The 260-nt window shown below is 68.1% G+C and carries 1 protein-coding gene; it reads left to right on the top strand.

Going from position 1 to position 260, the window contains the following annotated elements:
- A partial coding sequence (locus tag SB847_RS21445; protein WP_410578689.1) for a glycerophosphodiester phosphodiesterase family protein occupies window positions 1-260 on the top strand: 260 nt, incomplete at both ends.

The following is a 260-nucleotide window of genomic DNA, read 5'->3' as shown; positions in this document are numbered from 1 at the left end:
CGATCCGGCTGGCCATCGAGCACCGCGCTGACGCCTTGTGGCTGACGGTGCAATTGAGCCGCGATGGGGTTCCGGTGCTGTACCGACCGGCCGACCTGTCGGCGTTGACCGACGCGCGTGGCCCAGTCGCCAGCTATACGGCGGCCGAACTGGCGCGGGTCAATGCCGGGTGGACGTTTCAGCGGCCGGGTACGGGCAACAAAGACAAGGGCAACGACAGCGGCAGCAGCAGCACCGCCACCACCACCAACGACTACCCC

It is taken from the genome of Bacillus sp. SIMBA_026, assembly GCF_046535335.1.
In the GTDB taxonomy this organism is placed as follows: Bacteria; Bacillota; Bacilli; order Bacillales; family Bacillaceae; genus Bacillus; species Bacillus velezensis.
This window is presented reverse-complemented; position numbering and strand designations above follow the sequence as displayed.